Here is a 21,426-nt window from a genome sequence, read left to right as displayed (position 1 = left end):
CTTCCTGCATGCGTTCCATCCTCTCAGCCCGGTGGGACAACCGGGGCCGGGTTGTCCACAGGCCCGGTGTGATCGCAGGATGATCGCTCTGCCTCTCCGCGACGCGGCGGCCTCCCGAACGCGGCGGCCGGAATGCCCGCCGCGCGTCGGACGTTGCGTCCGGAGAACCAGAGACCGTCCGCCCCCTCCCCGAAGGAGTCCCCCCGATGTCCGGCACCGTCACGATGTACAGCACGACCTGGTGTGGGTACTGCAATCGACTCAAGAGCCAGCTGAACCGTGAAGGCATCGGCTACACCGAGATCAACATCGAGGAGGACCCGGCGTCGGCGTCCTTCGTCGAGTCGGTGAACAACGGCAACCAGACGGTCCCGACGGTGCTGGTGACGCCGGCGGGCGGCGGCGAGCGGGTGGTCATGACCAACCCGAGCCTGCTGCAGGTCAAGAAGGCCCTCGCGGCCTGATCCGGGCCCGGCGGCCGGGCCCCGGCGCGCGTCTCAGGGCGCGTCGGCCGGGGCCTGGTCGACGGGCGTCGCGGGCGCGGGCAGCGTGGTGCGCGCGCCGAGGTCGCCGACGCCGTAGACGAGCCGGCAGCGGTCGGCCGAGTAGCGGGTCTCGATGACCCGCACCGGCCCGCGCCGGTCGTAGGTGACGCGGGTCTGCACCATGAGCGGCACGCCGGGGCCGCCCTGGAACCACTGGGCCTCCTCCGGTCCCGGCATCCGGGCCACGAGGTGGTCGACGGCGCCGATCTCGGTGCGGCCGAGGGCCGCGAGGACGGCCTCGTCCCCGCCCTCGACGGCGTCGGGCTCCATCAGCGGGGTGCCGGCGGCGAGCCCGGCCCGGTAGTGGCTCTCCTCGATCGAGTACGGCTCGCGGTCCAGCGTGCGCAGCTGGCGGCGCACGACGATGGCCTCGCCGGGGCGCAGTCCGAGGCGTTCGGCGATGTCGACGCGGGCGCGGACGATCATCATCTCGAAGTCGGTGCCGAGTTCGCGGCCGGCGTCGGCGGCCTCGCCGAGGTAGACGGCGGTGGGGACGGCGAGGCAGTCGCGCGGGGCGGTGGGCAGCGCGGGGCCGTAGGCGCGGTGGTCGAGGACGGGGTGTTCGCGCAGGTAGGTGCCCTTGCCCTGGAGGCGGACGAGCCGGCCTTCGTTGACGAGGACGTCGACGGCGAGGCGGACGGTGTTGCGGGCGACTCCGTACTGGCGTTCCAGTTCGCTCTCGACCGGGAGGGCGGCGTCGGCGGTGAACTCGCCCTCGGCGATGCGGCGGCGCAGGTCGGCGGCGAGGCGCTGGTATTTGGGGGATTGGGCGGTGCCCCGGGGGATTGTCACCCGAGTGAATGTAGCGAGCGCGGTGACGCGGTTTCAGCCGTTTCCGGCAATGTCGTCCGCGCGGGTCGGCGGTGCGCGCCGGGCGGCGGGCGGCCTGGGCGGGTACGGCCCGTCCGGTCACGAACATCCGGAGGGTGCGGCTTCCGAAAGGGATCGAAATCGGAAAAGGGGGCGCACGGCATGTGCCGCGCGCCCCCTTTTCTTGAGCTTTCCCGGGCGTTCCCGAGCTTCCCTGAGCTTTCCCGGGCTTTCCGGGAGCGCCCGGGAGCGGATTACCAGCGCGCCGCGGACGGCAGCGGTTCGCCGTACCAGAGCTCGACGAGGTGGCGCGCGATCGAGATCCCCGAGGGCGGCAGGATCTCCCCCGCCTCCATGCCGGCCCGCAGCTCCTCGCGGGAGAACCAGCGCGCCTCGGCGAGCTCCTCGCCGTCCACCGTGATCTCGGTGCCGCCGGGCAGCGCCTTGCCGGTGAAGCCGAGCATCAGGCTGGAAGGGAACGGCCAGGGCTGGCTGGCAACGTACCGCACCTCGCCGACCCGCACGCCGGCCTCCTCGTGGACCTCGCGGGCGACGGCCTGCTCGATCGACTCCCCCGGCTCGACGAAGCCGGCCAGGGTGGACCAGCGGCCCTCGGGCCACAGCGCCTGGCGGCCGAGCAGGCAGCGGTCCTGCTCGTCGGTGATCACCATGATCACCGCCGGGTCGGTGCGCGGGTAGTGCTCGGCCGCGCAGGAGGTGCAGCGCCGCACGTGCCCGGCGCCGGCCTTCTCGGTCGGGTGGCCGCAGCGCGAGCAGAAGCTGTGCAGGCGGTGCCAGTGCTCCAGGGCGACGGCGTGCACCAGCAGCCCCGCGTCGCGGTCGGACAGCAGCGCGCCGACCTCGCGCAGCCCGGCCGGACGGGCGTCGCCGTCCAGGCGCCCGGGCAGGCTCTCGCCGGCCAGCGCGAAGTAGGAGACGCCGTCGTCGTCGGTGCCGAGGAAGTACCGGTCGCCGGTCTGCGGCGCCTCGAAGGAGGGCAGCAGGACCAGCTCGGTGCCCCCGGCGGTGTCGACGACGAAGGCCTCGCCGCCCGCGATCGGCAGCACCCGGGTGTTCGGGTGGCTCCAGGCCGCGGCGAGCCAGGGCTCGTCGAACCGGTGCTCGGCCGCCCGGTCCACTCCGGCCCGGGCCAGTGCCAGGTACAGGGGGCGTTCGGTCTCAGGCACGGTGCTCACGTCGTTCCATCCCCACGTGGTGCATCAGGTGAATCATCCGGATGAGTGATCTGACTGCCGGGGCGGGCCCGGTGGGCCCGCACCCGTTCCTGCGCTCGCTCACGCGCCCGCCTCGCCGCGCCCGTTCACGCGCCGGGCCGGAAGTTCTCGGCCAGGTCGCCCCACAGGTAGGCGGCGGTCTCCACGCCCTTGGCCAGCAGGTCGAGTTCGACCTTCTCGTTGACCGAGTGCCAGCCGTCGGAGGGCACCGAGATGCCGAGGAACAGCACCGGCGCGCCGAGCACGTCCTGCAGGTCGGCGGCGGGGCCGGAGCCGCCCTCGCGGGTGAAGAGGACCTTCTGCTCGAAGGCCCGGCCCATCGCGCGGACGACGGACTGCAGCGCCGGGTGGTCCAGCGGCGTCAGGCAGGGCCGGGTCGCGCCGGGGAAGACCAGCTCGTAGCGGATGCCCGCGGGCACCTGCTCGGCCACCCACGCGCGCACGGCCTCCCGGACCTTCTCCACCTCCTGCCCGGCCACCAGCCGGAAGGAGAGCTTGAGGTGCGCGGACGCCGGGACGATGGTCTTGCCGCCGGGGCCGGTGTAGCCGCCCCAGATGCCGTTGACCTCGGCGGTCGGGCGGGCCCAGATCCGCTCCAGGGTGGAGTAGCCGGCCTCGCCGCGCGTGCCGGAGGACTTGGCGACCGCCAGCCACTGCTCCTCGTCGAAGGGCAGTTCGGCGAACAGCGCGCGCTCGCGCTCGGTCAGCTCGATCACGCCGTCGTAGAAGCCGGGCACGGCGACCCGCCGGTCGCCGTCGTGCAGGGCGGCGGCCAGCTCGGCCGCGACCTGCGCCGGGTTGGGGACGGCGCCGCCGAAGGAGCCGGAGTGGATGTCGGTGTCCGGCCCGTACAGGTCGATCTGGGCGTCGGCCAGGCCGCGCATGCCGGTGCAGACGGTCGGCGTGGTCCGCGACCACATGCCGGTGTCCGAGATGATCACCACGTCGGCGGCCAGCCGCTCGGCCTCGCGCCGGACCAGGGCCGGGAAGTGCGGCGAGCCGGACTCCTCCTCGCCCTCGATCAGCAGCTTGAGGTTGACGGCCGGCGCGGTGCGCCCGGTGGCGGCCAGGTGGGCCCGCACGCCGAGGGTGTGGAAGAACACCTGCCCCTTGTCGTCGGCCGCGCCGCGCGCGAACATCCGCCCGTCGACGACGGTCGGCTCGAACGGGTCGGTGTCCCAGCCGTCCTCCTTCGCGGCCGGCTGGACGTCGTGGTGCCCGTAGACCAGGACGGTCGGGGCGGACGAGTCGCCCGAGGGCCATTCGGCGAACACCGCCGGCAGGCCGTCCGTCTCCCAGACCTCCGCCACCGGGAAGCCGGTGTCGCGCAGCTTGGCGGCCAGCCACTCGGCGGAGCGCCGCACGTCCCCGGCGCGGGCCGGGTCGGCGGAGACCGACGGGATGCGCAGCCAGTCGGACAGGTCGGCCAGGAAGGCGGACCGGTGCTGGTCGATGTAGGAGCGGACGGCGCTGTCCGGGGTTCTCGTCATACCGACGACTGTAGTTCGCCCGTGCGGGTGCCCGCCCCGGCCGTCCGGCTGCCGGGCCCGAAGGGGGCTGTAACGTCCGTCACCCCGCCCGCCGTGGCGCGGCGGGCGGGGTGACGGACGGTTGCCGTGGGCGGGTGACGGGCGGGTGACGGGCGGGTGGCGCGGGCTCAGCCGCTGCGGCGCAGCAGGGTGATCCGCGAGCGGGTGAGCAGGGTGGCGAGGCCGACGGCGATGATCGGCAGGCCGATCACGAGGAGGCCGACGTTGCCCCACGGGACGATCACCAGGGAGCGGTTGGCCATCTCCTCGGGGCTGATGCCGGGGTAGGGCTCGACCGCGCCGAGGACCTTGCGCAGGGCGATGGCGGGGACGGCTCCGCAGACGATGCCGAGGAGGGTGCCCATGGCGGCGATGACGCCGCACTGGAAGCCGGAGAGCGTGCGCCGGATCCGGGGTGTGGCGCCGACGGCGGCGAGGGTGGTGAGGTCGCGCTGGGAGTCGGCGGCGGCGAGTCCGGTGGCGATGCCGGCGGCGCCGAGGGCGACGAGGGCGGCGAAGCCGGCCAGGCCGAGGCTGATGAGGTCGCCCTTGGGCTGGTAGCCGCGTTCGACCGAGAACTCGGTGTGGTCGGCGAGTTTGCCGATGGCACCGGCGGCCTTCTGCTCGGCGCCGTCGCTGGGTGCGGTGGCGGGCAGCCAGACGGAGCCCCCGTCCACGACGCCGAGGCCGAGGCGGCGGGCGGTGTCGGGGCTGATGACGGCGATGCCGGTCTGGATGGGCGAGTTGGCGAGGTAGGCGTCGATGGTGGTCTCGTGCCGGCGCTTGCGGTCCTCTTCCTCCGAGGGGACGTAGGGGGCGGACTTGGTGCCGGCGGCGGGCAGCGGCATGGGGTCGTTGGTCTGGAGGATCAGTTTGCCGTCCTTGATGTAGCGCGGGTCGAGGACGACGGCCTTGCCGTCGGCGAGGGCCTGGACGGCGGCCGGGTCGGTGATGCCGTGCAGGTTGCGCAGCATGGTGGCGTCGCCGGCGCCGATGCCGCCGTAGACGGTGGTGCCGCGTCGGCCGGCGTTGAACTGGCAGCGCTTGTCGTCGTGGCGCAGCCGCTTGATCTCGTCGGAGGAGAGGCTGCCGTGGTCGTCCTCCAGGGGGCAGCGGAGGTCCTTGGGCAGGAGGGGAGAGATCCATCCGCAGGTGCCCTGGTGTTCCCCGCAGCCGGCGGGGTAGGTGAGCTTCTTGACGTCGGCGCGCGGGCCGAGGTCGGGGACGCTGGATTCGACGGCGTCGCGCATCCGGGGCAGGAGGGAGCCGTCGGAGGCGGCGCCCCAGCCGGTGCCGAGGAGGACCGCGCCGGCGGGGGCGGAGGCCTCGTAGCCGCGGCGGTTCTGTTCGTCGGTGCTGGCGGCGTAGATGGACACGGCGACGGAGCCGGCGACGGCGGCCATGACGGCGGCGACGGCGGGGGCGGTGCGGCCGCGGTGGCGCACCGAGTCGCGCAGGGCGAGGCGGGGGCCGAGCGGCAGCCAGCGGCCGGTGCGGCCGAAGAGGCCGACGAGGTAGGGCACCAGGGCGACCATGCCGAGTTCGGCGATCATCGAGCCGCCGAGGACGGCGATGGTGCGGCTGGCGATGCCGCTGGCGGCGCCGAGCAGGGCGAGGGCGGTGCCGCCGCCGAGCATGAGGAGGCCGAGGAGGGCGAGCCAGCGGTTGGGCGGCTTGAGGGAGTCGCGGCCGGTGAGTGCGGAGACGACCTCCTGGCGGGCGGCCTGGACGGCCGGGACGATGGCCGCGAGCAGGCCGGTGACGACGCCGATGAGCAGGACCCCGGCGAGGTCGAGCGGCTGGAGGGCGAAGTGCCCGAAGCGGTGGCCGGCGTAGTCCTCGGCGCGGGTGCGCAGGAGGGCGACGAGGCCGATGCCGACGGCGAGGCCGGCCGCGGCGCCGGTGGTGCCGAGGACGACGCCGCCGCCGAGGACGACGGCGCGGATCTGGGCGCGGTCACCGCCGCCGGCGGCGATCAGGCCGAGCTGCCGCCGGGAGCGCCTGGCCCCGACGGCGAAGGCGGGGCCCGCGAGGAGCACGATCTCCAGGAGGGCCATGCCGACGACGGTGCCGAGGATGACGATGGCGGTGCGGTCGAGGAGCGCGGGTCCGGTGCCGTTGTTCTGGTCGGCATAGAAGGGGACGGCGGCGCGCGGCGGCGGGTCGAGGAGGACGGCGCGGGAGGCGGCGGTGAAGCCGTACTTGTTGAGTTCGGTGACCTTGGGCCAGTCGAGCACGGTGCCGGCGGGCATCTTGACGAGCCAGTTGCCGCCCGTGCGCGGGGTCGCGCCGGGGAGTTTGGCGAGTGGTTCGACGAGTTCCCCGGGGCGGGCGACGAGGGTGGTGGCGCTGAGGTCGCCGGGGTACTCGACGACGCCGGTGATGGTGAAGGGGGTGGCGTCGAGGCCGCGGACGGTGGTGGTGGCGCCGAGCCCCAGGCCGGAGCGGTCGAGGAAGGTGCGGGTCACGGCGATCTCGCGGGGGGCGCTCGGTGCGCGGCCCCCGACGATGTTGATCTTGCCGCGCCAGACGGGGTCGGTGAGGTCGGCCTCGGTCGTGTCGACGGAGATGAGGCCCTCGGCGCTGCTGGTGGCGGTGTAGGACCCCATGCGCTCGGGGACGAGGGTGGTGCCGGCGGGCAGGAGGGCGGCGGCGAGTGCGGCGGGGTCGGTGTCGCGGCTGCGTTGCTGTTCGGGCGTGAGGTCGGGTGCGCCCGCCTTGGTGGCGACGGGCTGCTCGAAGCTGCTGCCCTCGCTGGGGTCGGGGGCCTGCTTGATCGTCACGCCGCCTTCGAGGAAGCGCAGTTCCGCGTCGGACCGGCCCATCAGGCGGGTGGCGCGTTCGGCGGGGCTGAGCTGGGCGCTGCGGTAGACGACGTCGGCGCCGGTGACGCCGAGGACGGGCAGGGCGACCATGGCGACCACGAGGGCGCTGCGGCCCTTGGCGCGCAGGGCGTCGCGGCGGGCTATGCGCAGGGCGACCCGCCAGGAGCTGAACTTCACTCCTCCCCCTGGCGCTTGGCGTTGGTGGCGGCGCTGACGAGCAGGCTGCCGGCGTCCTGGCTGATGCTCTCGTCGACCATGCGGCCGTCGCGCAGGAAGACGACGCGGTCGGCCCAGGCGGCGTGGCGGGCCTCGTGGGTGACCATCATGGCGGCGGCGCCGGAGTCGCAGCGGGCGCGCAGGACGGCGAGGACGGCCTCGCCGGTGGTGGAGTCGAGGGCGCCGGTGGGTTCGTCGGCGAGGACGAGGCGGCGGTCGCCGATGAGGGCGCGGGCGATGGCGACGCGCTGCTGCTGGCCGCCGGACATGTCGTCGGGGAAGCGGTCGGCGAGCTCGGGGATGCCGAGCTCCTCCAGCGCGGCGAGGGCCTCGCGGCGGGCGGCGCGGGCGGAGAGGCCGTCCAGTTCGCGCGGGAGGGAGATGTTCTCGGCGGCGGTGAGGGCCGGGATCAGGTTGTAGTCCTGGAAGACGTAGCCGACGGAGCGGCGGCGGACCTCGGCGAGGCGCTTGCGGCTCAGGCCGCCGAGGGCGACGCCCTCGACGAGGACCTGGCCGCCGGTCGGGGTGTCGAGGCCGCCGGCGAGGGTGAGCAGGGTCGACTTGCCGGAGCCGGACGGGCCCATGACGGCGACGAACTCGCCGGGATTGACCCGCAGGTCGATCTGGCGCAGGGCGTGCACCTCTGCTGCGCCCTGGCCGTGCACCCGGCTGATGCCGTCCAGGTGCAGGACGGGCCGGACGCCGGTGCTGGTCGGGTCTGTGTAGGACACGGTCCCCCCTCTTGCTGGTTGTGGGCCCGGTCGCGGCCGGGCCGGTGGATCGGTGACGTCGGTGGGGCCCCGGCGGTCCGGGGCCGCGCGCCGCCGGGGCGGGGCGGGGCCCGCGGCGCTAGGACCGCGTGCGGCGCCGGCCGGGGCGGAACGTGCGGCCGGGCTCCTGGCCGGCGGCCCCGCCCGCCTCGGCGGCCTCGGCGGCCCGGGCCTGCTGGAGCTCGGCCTGCTGGGCGAGGCGGGTCTCGCAGTGGTCGAGCCAGCGGATCTCGGCCTCGGTCTGGAAGATCAGCTGTTCGAGGACGAGCAGCCAGGCGAGGTCGCTGCCCGCCGAGGCGGGCGCGGCGCCGGCGCCGGGCCGGGCCTCGCCGGCCAGGGCCCGGCCCTTGAGCCGGGTGTAGTCCTGGAGCGCCTTGATGCTGTGCCGGCGCTGGCCCTGGACGACGGCGGAGACGTCGACCCCGGGCACGGTGACGGCCATCGCGAGCTTGATCGCGAGTTCGTCGCGCGGCGGGTTGGTGCGCGGCACCGGGGTGTCGAACCAGGCGCGCAGTTCGGCCCGGCCGGCCTCGGTGACGGCGTAGAACTGGTGGCCCTCGTCGTCCTCCCCCGCGGGTTCGACCAGGCCGTCGCGCTCCAGGCGGGCGAGCGTGGTGTAGACCTGCCCGACGTTGAGCGGCCAGGTGGCGCCGGTGCGCGCCTCGAAGTCGGTGCGCAGCTGGTAGCCGTAGCGCGGGCCCTGGTCGAGCAGGGCGAGCAGACCGTGACGGATGGACATACTCAGTATGTATACCCGGTATGCCCTCCCGGCTCAAGCGACGCGACCGGCCCCGGCGAGCGGGTACCGTCGTGCGGTGTGAGCCACTTGCGCATCGCCACCTTCAACCTGCTGCACGGTCAGCCGCTCGCCGCGGACGGCGCCCCGCGGCCCTATCCGGCCGACGCCGGCGACCCGTTGGCGCAGGCGGTGGCCGCGCTGGACGCGGACGTCCTGGCCCTGCAGGAGGTGGACCGCCACCAGTCGCGCTCGGGTTGCACCGACCAGGCGGCCGTCGCCGCCAAGGCGATGGGGGCCGCCGACTGGCGCTTCGCCGCCGCGCTGCACGGGCGCCCGGCGCCGGTGGCCGGCTGGGTGCGCGAGCCGTCCGGGCCGAACGGCCTGAAGGTGTACGGGCCGGGCGAGGTCGGCGACGGCGCCGCGCCCTCGTACGGGACGGCGCTGCTGACCCGGCTGCCGGTGCGCCACTGGCGGGCCCGGCGCTTCGCCCCGGCGCCGTTCGGGCTGCCGCTGCGGGTGGCCGGGCGGCGCGGCCTGACCCCCGTGCCGGACGAGCCGCGGGCCGCCCTCGCGGCGGTGCTGGAGGGCGAGCGCGGCCCGTTCACGGTGGTGGCCGCGCACCTGTCCTTCGTGCCCGGGTGGAACATGGCGCAGCTGGCCGGCATCCGGCGCTGGATCGCGGACCTGCCGCAGCCGTACCTGGTGCTGGGCGACTTCAACCTGGTGGGCGCGGTGCCGCGCACGGTGCTCGGCGGGGCGACGGCGCTGGAGCGCACCGCGCCGCGCACGCGCGTGCGGGAGCTGCGCGAGGCGCGGCGGGCCCGGCCGGTGCTGGCCGGGCCGCGCCGGCGGCGGGTGCGCGAGCCGCGGGCCCGGCTGCAGGGCTGGTACGACCTGGCGCGCACGCCGACGTACCCGTCGCACCGGCCCGCGGTGCAGTTCGACCACGTGCTGGCGGTCGGTGTGCCGCGGACCGCGGTGGGCCCGGCGGCGGCGCCGCACACCGGGGTGTCGGACCACCGGCCGCTGGTGGTCGAGGTGGCGCTGTAGCCTCCGGCCCTCGGCCGTTGCGGCCCCGGGCCTCAGTTGAGGTGCGAGAGGGCCCCGTTCTGGTGCGGGACGTGGGCGATCTGGGCGGACTGGGGTTCGTACTGGAGGAGCAGCATGGCCGCGTCGTCGCCGAGCTGGCGCCCGACGTGGCGCACGACGTCCTCGTGCAGGCGCAGCAGGACGTCGGCCGGGCGGCCGTCGGCGCAGTGCGGGAGGCGTTCGGCGAGCGGGTAGAAGGCGCCGGAGCGGTCCCGGGCCTCGATGACGCCGTCGGTGAACAGCAGCACCCGGTCCCCGGGCAGCAGGGCCGTGCGGTGCACCGGCGGGCGGACGTCGGCCGGGTCGAGGACGCCCAGCGGCGGCACGGTCTCGGCGAGTTCGAGCGGGCGGACCTCGGCGCCGCGCAGCAGGAGCGGCGAGGGGTGCCCGCAGTTGACGATCTGGGCGGTGCCGTCCGGGGCGACGCCGATCAGCACGAGGGTGACGAACTCCTCCTCGACGCCGGGGTGGTCGTTCTCGTGCAGGGCCCGGTCGAGGCTGACGGCGAGCCAGCCGGCCACCCGGTCCAGCGCGGGCTCCTGGTGCGCGGCCTCGCGGAAGGCGCCGAGGACGGCGGCGGCCGTCTCGACCGCGCCGAGGCCCTTGCCGCGCACGTCGCCGACCACGGCCCGGACGCCGTGGCGGGTGTTGACGACCTCGTACAGGTCGCCGCCGATCCGCGCGTGGGCGGCGGCGGCCTCGTAGTGGACGGCCGCGCGGACGGTGCCGACCCGCTCGGGGACGGGCCGCAGCAGCACGCGGCGGGCGATCGAGGCGACGAGCTGCGCGTCGGCGAGCGCCCGTTCCTGGCGCAGGCGCAGGGTGGCGCTGACCCAGCCGATCGCCGCGACCAGGACGATCGCGACGACGCTGGCGGCGTGCACGGACTGGCCGAGCGCGTCGCCGCGGAAGGCCATCAGGAAGGCCACGGCCTCGGTGCACAGGCCGATGGCGAGCGGGTACCAGGTGCGGCGGCTGACCACGGCGGCCAGCGCGGGTACGGCGGTGAGGGCGGGTTCGACCGTGACCTCGGTGCCGCTGACGTAGTCGAGGAGGACGATCAGCGCCATGCCGATGTAGGGCAGCGCGAGCGCCGTCCTCGGCCAGGTGCCGGTCGTGCCCGGAGCGGGTCCCGGGGTCGGCCCGGTGAACCGCTCTCTGATCCATCCGGTCGCGCTCAACTTCGGTTTCTCCAGCAGAAGACGCCGATGCCCGGAGGCACCTGCGGCGATGACTGAGGGTTAGGAAATGCGGGCCTCGCCGGCGGCCGGAGTACGGGGGTTGACCGGTTACCGACCCCACAATAGGCGCGAAACGTGCACTACGCACAGGTTTCGCCCGTTGCCATGATGACTTGGATGCTCTCCGTGACTCATTCTTCACTGTTCCCGATCAGGAGCCGTTCCAACTCTTTTCGGTCGGGAAGTCCTGACGGTCGCACGACGCGCCCGCTGCGGACGTACAGGAACGACGCCGTGACCTGCTCCGGCGGGACTCCCGCGTACTCGGCCCACGCGACCCGGTAGACCGCGAGCTGCAGCGGGTCGGCGGTCTCCTCGCGGTGGGTCTTCCAGTCCACCACTTCGTAGCGTGACGCACCACCGGATCCTGACGTTTCGTCACCTTCCCGGTAGACCGCGTCGATCCGGCCGCGCACCACCCGGCCCGCCAGCACCAGCTGGAACGGCGCCTCCACCCGGTACGGGCGCCGGCCGGCGTACGGGGTGCGCAGGAACGCCTCCTTGAGGCGCTCCAGGTCCTGCTCGTCCTCGACGCCGTCGTCGTCCGCGCCGGGCAGCGCACCGGGCTCGACCAGCAGCAGCGGTTCGATCCGGGACTGCACCCACGCGTGGAAGCGCGTGCCCCGGCGGGCCGCGGGCTGCGGGGGGCGCGGCATCGGGCGGGCGAGGTCGTGCGCGAAGCCGTCCGGGTCGGCGGCCAGGCGCAGCAGCTGGGTGGCGGACAGGGCGGCGGGCAGCGGCACCTCCCGGACGCTGCGCCGGGTCCGCTCCAACTCGCCCAGCAGGGCGGTGAGATCGCGGTCCCAGGACTCGACCTGCCGGCGGTCCTCGGCGCCCATCGGCTCCGGTTCGGGGGCGGGCGCGCCGGCGAGGCGGGCGCGCACGACGCCGGCGACGCGGCGCCGGGCGTGCTGGGCGGCCGGGTCCAGCGGCAGCGGCCAGGGCCGCTCGGCGGGCGCGGCGAGGGCCGGGTTCTCGGCGCCCTTCTCCGGCTGCTCGGCCCAGTGCTCGATCTCGCCCGCGCCGGGCCGCTCGCAGTGCTCCCGCAGCTGTTCGAGGAACGCGGACGGGCCGCGGACGGTCTTCTGGGTGGGCCCCCACCAGTGGCCGGAGGCGAGCAGCAGGGAGCGCGGCCGGGTGAACGCGACGTAGCCGAGGCGCAGTTCCTCGACGCCGGAGTGCTCGGCCAGCTCCTTCTTGAACGCGGCCACCGACTTGGCGTTCCACCCGCCGCGCACGTCGGGCAGGGTGGCGGCGTCACCGCGCAGGGCGTGCGGGAGCACGCGCTTGGTGCTGGTCCAGCGCTCGCGCGGGCTGCCGGAGGGGAACGCGCCCTTCACCAGGCCGGGCACGGCGACGACGTCCCACTCCAGGCCCTTGGACTTGTGGGCGGTGAGGACCTTCACGGTGTCCTCGCCGCCGGGCAGGCTGCTGTCCAGGCCGCGCTCGTACTCCTGGGCGGCGCGCAGGAAGCCGAGGAAGGCGGCGAGGCCCGGGTCGCCGTCGAGGTCGGCGAAGGAGGCGGCGACGTCCAGGAAGGCGTGCAGGGTCTCGCGGCGGCGGGCGGCCAGTGCCTGCGGGGAGGCGGCGAGTTCGACCTCCAGGCCGGTGGCGGCGAGGACCCGGTGCAGGACGTCCATCAGCGGCTCGGACAGCGAGCGGCGCAGGTCGCGCAGTTCCTGGGCGAGGCGGGCGAAGCGCACCCGGGCCTCGGCGGAGAACGGGAGGTCGTCGGTCTGATCGCCCTGATCGGCGTCGAGGAAGGTCTCCAGGGCGTCGGCCAGCGAGACCACCTCGGTCGGGTCGGTCTCGGCGACGGCGGCGGCCAGCGCCTCCACGCCCTCGGGCCGGCCGGTGCGCACGAGGTCGGCGGCGCGGCGCCCGAGCAGGGCGAGGTCGCGCGGGCCGATCCGCCAGCGCGGGCCGATCAGCAGCCGTACCAGGGCCGCGTTCGCGGTCGGGTCCTGGAGCACCTCGCAGACCGCGACCAGGTCGGCCACCTCGGGTAGCTGGAGCAGCCCGCCGAGGCCGACCACCTCGACCGGCACGTCGCGGGCCACCAGCGCCGCGTGGATGTCCGGGAAGGCGGCGCCGCCGCGGCACAGCACGGCGATCCGGCCGGGCGCGGTGCCGGTGCGCACGAGGTGGGCGACGGAGTCGGCGAGCCAGTCGACCTCCTCCGCGTGGGTGGGCAGCAGCGCGGCCCGGACGAAGCCGTCGTGCTCGGCGCCGGGAGCCGGGCGCAGCGCCTCGACGCCCTCGTGCATGGCGCGCAGCGGCGCGGCGAGTTCGTTGGCGAAGGCGAGCAGGCGCCCGCCGCTGCGGCGGTTCTCGCTGAGCGCGTAGCGGGCGGCGGGCCGGCCGCCGGCCCGCGGGAAGTGCCGGGGGAACTCGTCGAGGTTGGCGACGGAGGCGCCGCGCCAGCCGTAGATCGCCTGGCAGGGGTCGCCGACGGCGGTGACGGGGTGGCCGCCGCCACGGCCCTCGGGCCCGGCGCCGAACAGCCCGGCGAGCATGAGCCGCTGGGCGACGGAGGTGTCCTGGTACTCGTCGAGCAGCACGACCCGGTACTGGCCGCGCAGGAGTTCGCCGACCTCGGGGCGGCGCTGGGCGAGCCGGGCGGCGGCCGCTATCTGGTCGCCGAAGTCCATCAGTCCGGCGGTGGCCTTGCGGCGCCGGTAGTCCTCGACCAGGCGCAGCAGTTCGAGCCGGGCGCGGGCGGTGGCGGGGACGGCCCGCAGGTCGTCGTTGGTGAGCTTGGCCGTGGCGAGGGCGTCGAGCAGGTCCTCGTCGTGGGCGCGCAGGGTGTCGGGTTCGACGAGGTGTTCGGCGAGTTCGCCGTCGAGGGCGATGAGGTCGGCGACGAGGTTGGCGAAGGTGCCGGTGAGGGCGGGGAACGGGCCGGGGCTGGTGCGCAGCACCTTGGCGGCGAGCTGGAAGCGGGTGGCGTCGGCGAGCAGCCGCACGTCGGGTTCGACGCCGATGCGCAGGCCGTGCTCCTTGAGGAGGCGCCCGGCGAAGGCGTGGTAGGTGGAGATCTCGGGTTCGCCGAGCGGCTCGGCGTCGTCAGAGTCGGCGACGCCGGCGCGCAGGAGGGCGGTGCGCACGCGTTCGGCGAGCTCGCCGGCGGCCTTGTTGGTGAAGGTGAGGCCGAGGACCTCCTCGGGGCGCACGGCGCCGGAGCCCACCAGCCACACCACCCGGGCGGCCATCACGGTGGTCTTGCCGGAGCCGGCGCCGGCGACGATCACGGCGGGTTCGAGGGGGGCGCCGATGGCCGCCATCTGCTCCCGGTTGAACGGGATCCCGAGCAGCTCCTTGAGCTGGTCGGGATGGCTGAGCACGGCGGTCACCCCGCAACGTTAACCGGAGCGGCGGACATTCTTTGCCCCGCGACCATCACTCCACCAGCTGGGCCCCGTCGCGCTGGGCCGAGCAGCTGCGCCGGAACGCGCAGCGGTCGCAGCCGCCGCCGGTGCGGGGCACGAAGCGCTCGGCGAGGACGCGTCCGGCGGCCTCGGCGAGCAGGTTCTCGATCCACGGCTCGCCCTCGGGCGGCTCCTGGCGCTGCACCTTGGGGGCGTCCTGGGCGGCCTTGGCGGCCGGCTCGCGCAGGTGGACCAGCTCGGCGCCGCCGGCGTGCGGGGCGCCGCCGGCGAAGCCGGGCAGCTCGTTCAGCGCCCCGGCCCGGACGGCGAGCTGGTAGACGGCGAGCTGCTTGTGCTCGGGCAGCGACTTGTCGGTGGGGATCTGCTTGCCGGTCTTGAAGTCGACGACGTAGGCGCGCCCGGCCGCGTCCTTCTCGACCCGGTCCATCGAGCCGCGGATGCGCACCGAGACGCCGCCGACGTCGAGGGTGACGTCGAAGCCGTGCTCGGTGGCGACGAGGTCGCGGCCGCGTTCGAGGACGTGCCAGTTGAGGAAGCGCTCCAGGGCGGCGCGGGCCTCGGTCTTCTCCTGCCGGGACTTCCACGGCGCGTCGAAGGCCAGCGCGTCCCAGACGGTGTCCAGGCGCTCCATGAGGACGGCGAGGTCGGCGGGGGTGCGCCCGGAGCCGACCTCGTCGGCGAGGGCGTGGACGACGTTGCCGAAGCCCTGGGCGGCCGAGCCGCGGACCTGGGCCTTGACCTCCTTGTCCAGGAACCACTGCAGCGAGCAGTTCTCCAGCTGCTCCAGGCCGCTGCCGGACAGCCGCACCGGCAGGTCGGGGCCGCGCAGCGGCTCGGGGGCGGCGGTCGGGTCGTCCAGGCCCCACCAGCGCTCGGGGTGGGCGGCGGGCACGAGCGGCAGCCCGTCCTCGTCCGCGGCGGCGGCGAGGACGGCGAGGCGTTCGGCGGCGGCCCGGCGCAGCTCGGGCGAGCGGGCCGGGTCGACGGTGACGGCGCGCAGCTCGGCGACGAGCGCGTGGACGGCGAGCGGGCGGCGCGGGCGGTGGGTGACGTCCTCGACGGTGACGGGCGGGGTGCGGCGCACGACGCGGCCGGTCGCGGGGTCGACGTCCTCGCGGTAGAGCTCGCGCAGGAAGCGGGAGGGCTCGTCGCCGTCCTCGGCGGGCGCCTTGACGGCGGTGACGATCAGCCGTTCCTTGGCGCGCGTCGCGGCGACGTAGAAGAGGCGGCGTTCCTCGCCGAGCAGGGCGGCCGGGGAGAGCGGTTCGGCGAGGCCGTCGCGGCCGATCCGGTCGGCCTCCAGGAGGGAGCCGCGGCGGCGCAGGTCGGGCCAGAGGCCGTCCTGGACGCCGGCGACGACGACCAGGCGCCACTCCAGGCCCTTGGAGCGGTGCGCGGTCATGAGCCGGACGGCCTCGGGGCGCACGGTGCGCACGGTGAGGGTGTCGGCGGCGATGTCCTGGGCCTCCAGCTCGGCGAGCAGGTCGAGGGCGCTGCGGTGGCCGGTCACCTGCTCCTCGGCGCGGGCGGCGGTCTCGAACAGGGCGCACAGCGCGTCGAGGTCGCGGTCGGCGTTGCGGCCGGCGGCGCCGCCGCGCAGGGCGGCCCGCTCCAGGCGCTCGCGCCAGCGACGGCTGCCCTCCCACAGCGCCCACAGGGCGTCCTCGGCGGTGCAGCCGCCGGCGAGCGCCTCGCGGACCTTGCGCAGCAGCGTGCCGAGGTCGCGGGCGCGCCGGGCGGGGGTGCCGCGAGCGTGGAGGGGGTCGAGGGCGACGAGCCGCTCGGGCTCGGCGAGGGCCTCGCGCACCAGCTCGCCGGCCGGGCGCAGCGCCGCGGCGGGGCGGCCGTCGGCGCGCAGCGCGGCGCGTTCCTCCTCGCGCAGGGCGCGGCCGAGGCGGCGCAGGTCGGAGCCGTCGAGGCCGCCGAGGGGGCCGGTGAGCAGGGCGTGGGCGGTGTCGGTGGTGAGGGGATCGGCGGCGTCCGGGTCGCCGTGCCGGTCGCGGGCGGCCTGCTCGGCGCAGACCCGCAGGGCGAGCAGCAGCTGGGCGACGGCGGGCTCCTCGCGCAGCGGCAGGTCGTCGCCGTCGATCTCCAGGGGCACGCCGGCCGCGCCGAGGGCGCGCCGCACGCCCGGTATGGAGCGGGCGCCGGCCCGGACGAGGACGGCCATCTCGCCCCACGGCACGCCGTCCTCCAGGTGGGCGCGGCGCAGCAGGTCGGCGACGGAGTCGAGCTCGGCGCCGGGGGTCGGGTAGGTGTAGACCTCGACCCGGCCGCCCTCGCGGGAGGGCAGCAGGGCGCGGTGCTGGGCGAGCTTGTCGGCGGGCAGGCGGCCCATCGGCATGCGGCGGGCGAGTTCGCGGGAGGCGGCGAGCAGGACGGCGCCGGAGCGGCGGGAGACGCGCAGCACCCGGACGTCGGCGGGGGTGCCGTCGGCGCGGGGGAAGGCCTGCGGGAAGTCGAGGATGCCGTTGATGTCGGCGCCGCGGAAGGCGTAGATCGACTGGTCGGGGTCGCCGACGGCGACGAGGTCGCGCCCCCCGCAGGCGAGCCGGCGCAGCAGGCGGACCTGGGAGGGGTCGGTGTCCTGGTACTCGTCGACGAAGACGACGTCGTAGCGGGCGCGCAGGTCCTCGGCGACCTCGGGGCGCTCGGCGAGCAGGACGGCGCGGTGGACGAGCTCGGCGTAGTCGAGGACGCCGCGCAGGTCGAGGACGTCGAGGTAGTCGGCGAGGAAGTGGGCGGCGGCGGCCCAGTCGGGGCGCTGGACGCCCTGGGCGAAGCGTTCGAGTTCGGCCTCGCCGAGGCCGAGCTCGCGGCTGCGGGCGAGGACGGCGCGGACCTCGTCGGCGAAGCCGCGGGTGGTCAGGCAAGCGCGCAGGTCCAGCGGCCAGGGGATGCGGGAGCTGCCGAGGCGGGCGTCCTCGGCGCCGCCGGCGAGCAGTTCGCGGACCATGACGTCCTGCTCGGGGCCGGACAGCAGGCGCAGCGGCTCGGCGTAGTCGGCCGGGTCCTGGTGGGCGCGCAGGAGGGCGTAGCAGAAGGAGTGGAAGGTGGTCGCCTGCGGGGCGGGGGTGGAGGTGGCGAGGCGTCCGGACATCCGGTCGCGCAGCTCCATGGCGGCCTTGCGGCTGAAGGTGAGGACCAGGATCCGCTCGGGGTCGGTGCCGCGCTCGATGCGCCGGGCGACGGCCTCGACGAGCGTGGTGGTCTTGCCGGTGCCCGGGCCGGCGAGCACCAGCAGCGGCCCGCCGGGGTGCTCGACCACGGCGCGCTGGTACTCGTCCAGCGCGGGCGGTGCGGGCTGGACGAGCGGGCTGCGCACGAGCCGGAAGGGGGTGCTCACGCGCCCGCCTCGCTACGCTCGGCAGGGGCGTTCGCCCATGCGCACTTCTTGATGGTTCGCTCGCTGCGCTCGCTCACGCGCCCGCCTCGCTACGCTCGGCAGGGGCGTTCACCCATGCGCACTTCTTGATGGTTCGCTCGCTGCGCTCGCTCACGGAGGTTCCTGGGGTCGAACAGGGGCATGACGGGGGCGGGCCGCGCGGGCCCGCCCGCATCGAGCCTACGATCCTGCCCCGTCAATCCCCTCGGCGTCCCTGGTTCAGGGGGATTGGGAACCGTCCCAGCGGGCGCGTTTGAGGTCCACGCGCGGCGGGTCGGAGAGTTCGCGCAGCGGGGTGCCCTCCTCGCCGTAGTGGGCGAGGGCACGCTGCTCGTGGCCGGGCAGGAAGCGTCCGTCGGCGCGGATCACCCGCCACCAGGGCACCGAGCCGCCGTACAGGGCCATGACCCGCCCGACCTGGCGCGGACCGCCCTGGCCGAGGTACTCGGCAACGTCCCCGTAGGTCATCACCCGGCCGGGTGGAATCCGCTCGGTCAGGTCGAGAACCAGTTCGGCGAAGGGCGGCAGGTCCGCCGGGAAGCCGTCGTCGTCAGCGTCCGTCACCTGCGGCATTCTTCCTTATGGGGGCGCGTGCGGAACCCCGCGGATTCGATCCGCCGCGCCCGATCCGGCCCCTGTCCAGCACGGGGGGCCGGGGCATGCCACCATCTTCCGGGGCGGTGAGTGGTGATACGAGGACAAGACCAGATGACCGGGACGGCAGACGTGGGCGCGCACGAGGACTCCGACGAGTCCGCCGCCCGCATGCCCGCAGGTCCCGGCGGTGAGCCCGCTCCCGGGCCCGCGCCGGAAGTCTCCCTGATCAAGGACCGTACGATCAAGACCCCCCAGCCGACCGGCCCCGCCGCGACCCCGACCGTGCCGCTGCCCGAGCCCGCCCAGGCGCCCGAGGCGGGCCCGCGTCCCACCGGCGCGGCCGTCCCCGGGGCCGTCCCGGAGCCGGTGCCCGCCCCCGAGCCCGCGCCCGCACCCGACGCCACGACCGCGGAACACGCCCTCGCGTCCTTCCACGACCCGCTGGACGACACCCCGCACCTGGACGTCGACGAGCCGCTGCTCGCCGCCCGCGCGCACCGCCCGACCGACCTCCTGCGCTTCCTCGCCGGCGTCTTCGGGATAGTCGCCGTGTTCGTCCTGGCCGGCGTGGCGACGTCGACCACCACCGGCATCGAGCAGGACATCGCGACCAACGCGCCGCGCTTCTCCGCGGTGCTGTCCACGATCACCGGCCTGCTCTCCAGCGTCGCGGTGCTGGCCGTGCCGCTGGCCTTCGCGGTCGAGCGGCTGATCAAACGCGACGGCCTGCGGGTCGCCGACGGCGTCCTCGCCTCGGTGCTCGCCTACGGCGTCTCGCTGGGCATCGACTGGTGGGTCGCCGAGGGCGCCTCCGAACACATCAGGGACGCCCTGACCAGGCTCCCCATGGACAGCAACGGGGCCCTGACCGACCCCGTCCACGGCTACCTGGCGCCGGTGATCGCCTACATGACCGCCGTCGGCATGTCGAGCCGACCACGATGGCGGGTCGCCCTGTGGGTCGTGGTGGTCTTCAGCGGGATCACCGAACTGCTCGGCGGCTACACCACCCCGCTGTCGCTGCTGCTCACCGTCCTGATCGGCTGGTCCGTCGCCTACGGCACGCTGTACGCGATCGGCTCGCCCAACATCCGCCCCACCGGCCAGCACCTGATGATCGGCCTGCGCAAGGTCGGCTTCACCCCGGAGAGCGCCCACCGCGCCCCCGACGCCCCCGGCGGCACCCGCCGCTACTACGTCGCGCAGCAGGACGGCCCGCCGCTGGACGTCCACATCATCGACCGCGAGCAACAGGCCTCCGGCTTCTTCTACCGCGCCTGGCGCCGGCTGCGGCTGCGCTCGGTGGCCGTGCGCCGCAGCCCCCAGTCGCTGCGCCAGGCGCTGGAGCAGGAGGCCCTGATCGCGTACGCGGCGGCGGCCTCCGGGGCCCGCGCGCCGCAGCTGGTCGCCACCTCCGAGCTCGGCCCGGACGCCGCGATCCTCGTCTACGAGAACGTCGAGGGCCGCACCCTGGACGAGCTCTCCGACGACGAGGTCACCGACCGGGTGATGGCCTCGCTGTGGGAGTCGGTGGCCGCCCTGCACGAGCGCCGGATCGCCCACCGGCGCCTGACCGGCGAGTCGCTGCTGGTCGTCGACGACAAGACGGCCTGCCTGGTCAACCTGTCCGGCGGCGACATCGCCGCCACCGACCTGACCCTGCGCATCGACGTCGCCCAGCTGGTCACCACCTTCGCGCTGCGGATCGGCCCGGAGCGCGCCGTCGCCGCCGCCAACGCCGTGCTCGGCGCCGAGCGGGTCGCCCAGGCCCTGCCGCTGCTCCAGCCCGTCGGGCTCTCCCGCTCCACCCGCATCGACCTCGCCAAGCTCTCCAAGGAGCGCAAGACCGCCGCCCGGGCCAAGGCCCTGGAGCAGGTCGCGGCCGGCGAGCGCACCCAGCAGCAGGCCGAGGAGGACATCGCGGCGGCCGGCGAGGACCTGCTCAGCCGCATCCGCGGCCAGATCCTCCAGATCGCCCCCGAGGCCCCGATGGAGCCCGCCAAGCTGGAGCGGCTGAAGCCCAAGAGCCTGATCATGGTGATCGCGCTCACCTTCGCCGCGTACCTGGCGCTGACCACCATCAAGCCCGCCCAGCTCAAGCTCTCCCAGATGGACTGGGCCTGGGCCGCGGCGGCCCTCGTGGCGGCCGCCTTCAGCTACGTCGCCGCGGCGATGAGCCTCACCGGCTTCGTGCCCGAGAAGCTGCCGTTCCGGCGCACCGTGGCCGCCCAGCTGGCCGGCTCCTTCGTCAAGCTGGTCGCCCCGGCGGCGATCGGCGGCATCGCGCTCAACACCCGCTACCTGCAGAAGGCCGGGATCCGCTCCGGTCAGGCGGTCGCCTCCGTCGGCGCCTCCCAGCTGGCGGGCCTGGCCGGGCACCTGCTGCTGCTGTTCAGCTTCGGCCTGATCACCGGCAGCCAGACCAACGGCGACCTCTCCGCCTCCCGCGCGGTGATCATCGGCGTGCTGACCGCCGCCGTGCTCGCCCTGGTCGTGGCCGCCGTCGCGCCGCTGCGCCGCTTCGTGCTGGGCCGGCTGCGCTCGCTGTTCTTCGGCGTGGTGCCGCGCATGCTCGACCTGATGCAGACGCCCAGCAAGCTGGTCACCGGCTTCGGCGGGATCCTGCTGCTGACGCTCTCGTTCACCGCCTGCCTGGACGCCTCCGTGCAGGCCTTCGGCGGCAGCGTCAGCTTCTCGGCCGTCGCCGTCGTCTTCCTGACCGCCAACGCGGCCGGCTCCGCGATCCCCACGCCGGGCGGCATCGGCCCGGTCGAGGTCGCCCTGATCGGCGCGCTCACCGTCGCCGACGTCTCCCCCGCCGTCGCCACCCCGGCGGTGTTCCTCTACCGGGCGCTCACCTTCTGGCTGCCGGTGCTGCCCGGCTGGATCGCCTACAACGTGCTCCAGCGCAAGCACGCGCTCTGAGCGTCACGAGAGAAGCGCGCGTACGGAGGAGGGCCCCCCCCCCCCCCGGGGGGGGGCGCCCCCCGCCCCCCCGGCCCCGGCGCGGGGAGCCGCGGGTGGGGGGGGAGAGGGGTTGACCCCCCCCCCCCCCC

General features: G+C 75.3%; 13 protein-coding genes. 3 read left to right on the top strand and 10 right to left on the bottom strand.

Annotated features, from left to right (window positions below; genetic code table 11):
- The first annotated feature begins 206 nt into the window (after positions 1 to 206).
- On the top strand, positions 207 to 464 hold the full coding sequence (locus ACFVSN_RS38415; protein WP_387957999.1) for a mycoredoxin: 258 nt from the start codon (positions 207 to 209) through the stop codon (positions 462 to 464).
- Positions 465 to 497: 33 nt separating this feature from the next.
- Here the strand turns inward: ACFVSN_RS38415 and ACFVSN_RS38410 are convergent, their stop codons facing one another.
- The 6 genes from ACFVSN_RS38410 to ACFVSN_RS38385 all read right to left on the bottom strand — a co-directional run bounded on the left by ACFVSN_RS38410 (position 498) and on the right by ACFVSN_RS38385 (position 8,669).
- Positions 498 to 1,337, bottom strand: a complete 840-nt coding sequence (locus ACFVSN_RS38410; protein ID WP_380438266.1) for a GntR family transcriptional regulator — start codon at positions 1,335 to 1,337, stop codon at positions 498 to 500.
- Positions 1,338 to 1,609: 272 nt separating this feature from the next.
- Positions 1,610 to 2,551, bottom strand: coding sequence for an NAD(+) diphosphatase (gene nudC, locus ACFVSN_RS38405; protein WP_380438264.1), 942 nt, complete (start codon positions 2,549 to 2,551; stop codon positions 1,610 to 1,612).
- 125 nt (positions 2,552 to 2,676) lie between these two features.
- Complete coding sequence (locus tag ACFVSN_RS38400) at positions 2,677 to 4,080, bottom strand: dipeptidase (protein WP_380438262.1); 1,404 nt, start codon at positions 4,078 to 4,080, stop codon at positions 2,677 to 2,679.
- 167 nt (positions 4,081 to 4,247) lie between these two features.
- Complete coding sequence (locus ACFVSN_RS38395) at positions 4,248 to 7,121, bottom strand: FtsX-like permease family protein (protein WP_387957997.1); 2,874 nt, start codon at positions 7,119 to 7,121, stop codon at positions 4,248 to 4,250.
- A complete protein-coding gene (locus ACFVSN_RS38390; protein WP_387957995.1) occupies positions 7,118 to 7,891 on the bottom strand; it encodes an ABC transporter ATP-binding protein in 774 nt (257 codons plus the stop codon). Before ACFVSN_RS38390 ends, ACFVSN_RS38395 begins: the two co-directional genes overlap by 4 nt.
- 118 nt (positions 7,892 to 8,009) lie before the next feature.
- The gene (locus tag ACFVSN_RS38385) at positions 8,010 to 8,669 is read right to left on the bottom strand and encodes a PadR family transcriptional regulator (RefSeq protein ID WP_387957993.1); all 660 of its coding nucleotides are present in this window, start codon (positions 8,667 to 8,669) and stop codon (positions 8,010 to 8,012) included.
- 78 nt (positions 8,670 to 8,747) lie between these two features.
- On the opposite strand from ACFVSN_RS38385, the gene ACFVSN_RS38380 reads away from it, so the two are divergent.
- Positions 8,748 to 9,719, top strand: coding sequence for an endonuclease/exonuclease/phosphatase family protein (locus ACFVSN_RS38380; RefSeq protein WP_380438253.1), 972 nt, complete (start codon positions 8,748 to 8,750; stop codon positions 9,717 to 9,719).
- A 32-nt stretch (positions 9,720 to 9,751) separates the two neighbouring features.
- Here the strand turns inward: ACFVSN_RS38380 and ACFVSN_RS38375 are convergent, their stop codons facing one another.
- The 4 genes from ACFVSN_RS38375 to ACFVSN_RS38360 all read right to left on the bottom strand — a co-directional run bounded on the left by ACFVSN_RS38375 (position 9,752) and on the right by ACFVSN_RS38360 (position 18,346).
- On the bottom strand, positions 9,752 to 10,939 hold the full coding sequence (locus ACFVSN_RS38375) for a PP2C family protein-serine/threonine phosphatase (RefSeq protein WP_380438251.1): 1,188 nt from the start codon (positions 10,937 to 10,939) through the stop codon (positions 9,752 to 9,754).
- Between the two features lie 191 nt (positions 10,940 to 11,130).
- The gene (locus ACFVSN_RS38370; protein ID WP_387957990.1) at positions 11,131 to 14,352 is read right to left on the bottom strand and encodes a UvrD-helicase domain-containing protein; all 3,222 of its coding nucleotides are present in this window, start codon (positions 14,350 to 14,352) and stop codon (positions 11,131 to 11,133) included.
- 46 nt (positions 14,353 to 14,398) lie between these two features.
- Positions 14,399 to 17,734, bottom strand: coding sequence for an ATP-dependent helicase (locus tag ACFVSN_RS38365; RefSeq protein WP_387957988.1), 3,336 nt, complete (start codon positions 17,732 to 17,734; stop codon positions 14,399 to 14,401).
- A 258-nt stretch (positions 17,735 to 17,992) separates the two neighbouring features.
- A complete protein-coding gene (locus tag ACFVSN_RS38360; RefSeq protein WP_380498924.1) occupies positions 17,993 to 18,346 on the bottom strand; it encodes an MGMT family protein in 354 nt (117 codons plus the stop codon).
- Positions 18,347 to 18,481: 135 nt separating this feature from the next.
- Between ACFVSN_RS38360 and ACFVSN_RS38355 the strand changes: the two genes are divergently transcribed.
- A complete protein-coding gene (locus ACFVSN_RS38355; RefSeq protein WP_380498926.1) occupies positions 18,482 to 21,295 on the top strand; it encodes a flippase-like domain-containing protein in 2,814 nt (937 codons plus the stop codon).
- Positions 21,296 to 21,426: the final 131 nt, after the last annotated feature.

This window comes from Kitasatospora sp. NPDC057904, assembly GCF_042887925.1.
In the GTDB taxonomy this organism is placed as follows: domain Bacteria; phylum Actinomycetota; class Actinomycetes; order Streptomycetales; family Streptomycetaceae; genus Kitasatospora.
The sequence above is the reverse complement of the archived record's forward strand: the minus strand, read 5'-3'. Positions and strand labels throughout refer to the sequence as shown.

What these genes read in the sequence shown, in the direction of transcription:
- ACFVSN_RS38360 (WP_380498924.1), bottom strand. Translation starts at nt 18,346, where the DNA reads ATGCCGCAGGTGACGGACGCTGACGACGACGGCTTCCCGGCGGACCTG.
- ACFVSN_RS38400 (WP_380438262.1), bottom strand. Translation starts at nt 4,080, where the DNA reads ATGACGAGAACCCCGGACAGCGCCGTCCGCTCCTACATCGACCAGCAC.
- ACFVSN_RS38355 (WP_380498926.1), top strand. Translation starts at nt 18,482, where the DNA reads ATGACCGGGACGGCAGACGTGGGCGCGCACGAGGACTCCGACGAGTCC.
- ACFVSN_RS38385 (WP_387957993.1), bottom strand. Translation starts at nt 8,669, where the DNA reads ATGTCCATCCGTCACGGTCTGCTCGCCCTGCTCGACCAGGGCCCGCGC.
- ACFVSN_RS38415 (WP_387957999.1), top strand. Translation starts at nt 207, where the DNA reads ATGTCCGGCACCGTCACGATGTACAGCACGACCTGGTGTGGGTACTGC.